The sequence below is a fragment of the Corallococcus terminator genome (assembly GCF_003611635.1).
In the GTDB taxonomy this organism is placed as follows: domain Bacteria; phylum Myxococcota; class Myxococcia; order Myxococcales; family Myxococcaceae; genus Corallococcus; species Corallococcus terminator.
This window is the reverse complement of sequence record NZ_RAVZ01000525.1, coordinates 1-4,235: the sequence shown is the minus strand read 5'-3', so window position 1 is coordinate 4,235 and position 4,235 is coordinate 1. Positions and strand designations below refer to the sequence as shown.

2 protein-coding genes are annotated in these 4,235 nt (G+C 69.8%); both read right to left on the bottom strand.

Features of this window, described 5'->3' with window-relative positions; all coding sequences use genetic code 11:
• The coding region (locus D7V88_RS39385) for a Tex family protein (RefSeq protein ID WP_147449075.1) at nt 1-2,198 on the bottom strand (2,198 nt) is incomplete at its 3' end.
• A 51-nt stretch (nt 2,199-2,249) separates the two neighbouring features.
• Nucleotides 2,250-4,235, bottom strand: a 1,986-nt coding sequence (locus D7V88_RS39380) for a glycosyl hydrolase family 28-related protein (protein WP_120545660.1), incomplete at its 5' end; no start/stop codon positions are given.

The window sequence follows — 4,235 nt, the reverse complement described above, 5'->3', positions numbered from 1 at the left end:
CCCGTGGCCCCGCCCACCGCGGGCTTCCCGGAGGCCTGCGGCGTTCCGCCCTCCTGCAACGCCTTCACGGACAACGCCAGACGCTTGCGCGCCAGGTCCACGGTCAGCACCTTCACCGTCAGCCTGTCGCCCACCTTCGCCGCCTCCGACGCGTCCTTGATGAAGCGCGTGGACAGTTGCGACACATGCACCAGCCCGTCCTGATGCACCCCCACGTCCACGAACGCGCCAAACGCCGTCACGTTCGTCACCGTGCCCTGCAACACCATCCCCTCCTTCACGTCCTCCAGCGAGCGCAGGTCATCCCGCGTCGCATGCGCCGTGAAGTCACCACGCGGGTCGCGGCTCGGCTTCTCCAGCTCCGCCAGGATGTCCTTCAGCGTCAGCTCGCCCAGTTCCGGCCCCAGGTAGCGCTTCGCTTCAATCTTGCGCACCAGCGTCGCGTTGCCCACCAGCGAGGCCACGTCCACGCCCAGGTCCTTCGCCATCCGCTCCACCACGGAGTAGCGCTCCGGGTGCACCGCGCTCGAATCCAGCGGCTCCGGCCCGCGCACGCGCAGGAAGCCCGCCGCCTGTTCGAACGTCTTCGGCCCCAGGCCACTCACCTTCAGCAGCTCCCGCCGCGTGGTGAAGCGCCCCTTCGCCGACCGGTGCGCCACCAGCTTCTTCGCCAACGACGGCCCCACGCCGGACACGTGCTCCAGCAACTGCGGTGACGCGGTGTTCACGTCCACGCCCACCGCGTTCACGCACGAGTCCACCACCTCGCCCAGCTTCTTCTTGAGCAGGCCCTGGTCCACGTCGTGCTGGTACTGCCCCACGCCAATGCTCTTCGGGTCGATCTTCACCAGCTCCGCCAGCGGGTCCTGCAACCGCCGGCCAATCGACACCGCGCCGCGCAGCGACACGTCCAGCTCCGGGAACTCCTCTCGCGCCACCTCCGACGCGGAGTAGATGGACGCGCCCTGCTCGCTCACCGACACCACCGGAATCTGGAGGCCCAGCGCCTTCAGCGTGTCCCGCGTGAAGAGCTCCGCCTCCCGGCTGCCCGTGCCGTTGCCCACGGCGATGAGCTCCGGCTTGTGCTTGCGCACCACCGCCTCCAACAACTTCGCCGCCCGCGCCCGCTCGTCCGCGCTGCGCTCCGAGTACAGCGTCGTCGTCTCCACCACCGTCCCCGTCACGTCCATCATCGCCAGCTTGATGCCCGTGCGCAGTCCCGGGTCCAATGCCAGCACCGCGCGCGCCCCGGCCGGAGCCGTCAGCAGCAGGTGCCGCAGGTTCTCACCGAAGACACCGATGGCACCCTTGTCCGCGCGCTCCTTCAGCTCCGTGCGCAGTTCGGACTCCAGCGACGGCCCCATCAGCCGCTCCCACCCATCCTCCACTGCCGCGCGCAGCTCCCCCGCGAACAGCGACTGCGGCCGGGTCACCACGCGCCCGGTGAAGAGCCCCTTCACCTCGTCGTCCGGCAGGCCGAGCTTCACCTTCAGCACGCCCTCCTCCTCCCCACGCAACAGCGCCAGCACGCGGTGGGACGGGGCCTGCGACAGCGGCTCCTCGTGGCCGTAGTAGTTCTCGAACTTGGTCGTCTCGCCCTTCTTCGCCGGCACCACGTCCGAGCGCAGCGAACCCCTCCGCGTGCACAGGTCACGGGCCTCACGCCGCAGCTTCGCGTCCTCCGCCACACGCTCGGCGCAGATGTCGCGCGCTCCCGCCAACGCGGCGGCCACGTCCGCGACGCCCTTCTCCGTGTCCACGTAGGGCTTCACGCGCGCGTCCACGTTCTCCCCGCGCTGCCCCTCCTGCTTCCACACGAGGTCCGCCAGCGGCTCCAGCCCCTTCTCCCGGGCGATGGCCGCGCGCGTGCGCCGCTTGGGCTTGTAGGGCAGGTACAGGTCCTCCAGCTCCGCGCGCGTGCGCGCCGCCTGGAGCGCCTTGGACAGCTCCGGCGTCAGCTTCCCCTGCTCCTCAATGCTGCGCAGGATGGTGTCGCGCCGCCCATCCAGCTCCGCGCGCTCCGAGGAACGGTCGAGGATGGCCTGGATTTGAACCTCATCCAGGCCCCCCGTGGCCTCCTTGCGGTAGCGTGCGATGAAGGGGACCGTGCCCCCCTCCTCGTGCAACGCGAGGGTCCGGTCCACCTGCTCCGGCTTGATGCCCAGCTCCTGGGCCAACGCGGCGGCATAGACGTGCATGGGCCCGTCTATACCCCGGTCCGCCCGCGCCTCCCAGAGGCGCGCCGCGCCCTACCGCCGGACGAGTCGGATGGCGTCCAATGCGACGTTGTAACCCGCACTCGCCGCGTTCTTCCCCACCACCGTGAAGGTGAACAGCTTGGGCTCCAGGTCGGTGAACGTCACCGTCCCCAGCTCCACCTCCGCGTACGCCGTGCCGCTGGAGTACTCGTCCCGCGTCCCGCCCACCGCCACGCCCCCCACGTCCAGTTGGTACTGCCCGCGCCCGTTGTTGCGCTTGGTCAGCACCCGCACCGCGAACGTGCCCACCGTGCGTGGCATGAGCGTGTACGTCACCTTCGCGCCCACCGCGTTCGTGTTGTGGTAGCGGATGCCGCCCATCTCCGCGCCCGTCTCCACGTTCGTGGACGACAGGTCCCCGGCGCTCGTCGGCTTCAGGTTCTCCGCCTGGTACACCAGCGCCCTCGCGTCGTGCTCCACCGCGCGCCCCAGGCGCCTCTGCGTCTGGTCCACGTAGAGCGACTGCGGCACCAGTTCATTCCCGGACGTCGCCACCTCCGCCAGGTCCGCGGGCGCCGTCTTCGTCGTCACCGCGACATCCACGGTCGTCGCGCTGCCGCGCATGCCAATCACGTAGCCCTGCCCGTACTGATGCGAGCGCACCATGCTGGAGCCCCCGTAGGCCGGCGGCTTCGCCCCGTTGGTGTTCCAGAACACGCTCTGCGTCGTGGTGACGCCGTGGCTGACGGTGCCGTAGGGCGTCCGGTCCGCCGCCTCGAAGCGCTCCAGGTAGAGCGTGGTGTTGTCCACCAGGTTCGCCGCGCTCAGGTGCATGTGGAAGTCAGACACCTTGTCCCCGTTGGACGCGCGGTTGTTGAACAGCACGTTGCCGGTGGTGTGCATGGAGCGGAAGTCGAAGTTGTGCCGCCCTCCGTACGCCACGCTGTCCTTGAAGAGGCTGTCACTGCCGCGAATCGAATACAGGTAGCCGTTTCCGCCACCGCCCATGTACTGGGGCTTCTCCATCTGGCTCGAGTCCACGGTGATGTTGCGCGAGTAATCCAGGTCGATGCCGTTGGACAGCAGGTGCACGTCCCGCGTGTTGGACGGCGGGCGGTAGGAGTTGACGCCGCGGATCCACCCGTCCACCACGTGGCTCATCCGCACCGCCACCGCATCGTGCATCTCGTACGCGCCCTTGCCCGGCACGCTGTAGTCCTCCTCACCCGTGCCCGGCGTGGCGTTCTCCCGCATGCCGATGGACAGGTGTTCGATGCCCACCTCCGTCAGGTGCGCGGGAATGCCATACACGCGCGCCCCGTCGCGCATCAGCAGCCCCTGGCGCAGCGGGATGTCCAGCGTCAGCGTCCGCGTGGCCGCATCCACCGCCACCACCCGCCGGTAGAAGGACGGCCCCGGCAGCGACGTCCACGTGGTGCCCATGTTGAGCTCCTCGCTGCGCGCCGCCGTCAGGTCCGCCCGCACCACCAGCCACGTGCCCACGGGGTAGCTGGCCACGCTCGCCACCTGGATGCGCGTCGCCAGATTGGCCGCGTCCTGCGTGAGCGCCACCGACGCCGTCGCCGCGGACGTCCAGGACACCGAAGACTCGCGCGGGCCCGCCAGGATGACCTTCTTCAGGCGCATGTTCGTCGCCGAGTTGTAGAGGAACGTCGCCGTCGCGCCCTGCCCGCGCAGCACCACGTTGCTCTTGCCGATGTACAGCGCGTACGCCTTGCCCGCCGGAGGCGCCACCTGGTACGTGCCCCGGGGCAGGTACACCACCCCGCCACCCGCCACCGCGCCCGCGTCGTTGATGGCCTGCTGCAACACCGCCGTCACGTCCGACGCGCCCGTGTTGTCCGCGAAGTACGGCGCCTGCGTCACATCCAGCACCCGGTCCATCCGCACCGGCGGCTCCGCCTGCCGCTGCCGGTAGCCCGCGTAGGAGAAGTCATGCAGGAACTGCGACGCGTTGCCCGGCCGCGTGTACCCCGGCTGCCACGTCTCCGGATACAGCACGCTCCGCCACGGCGC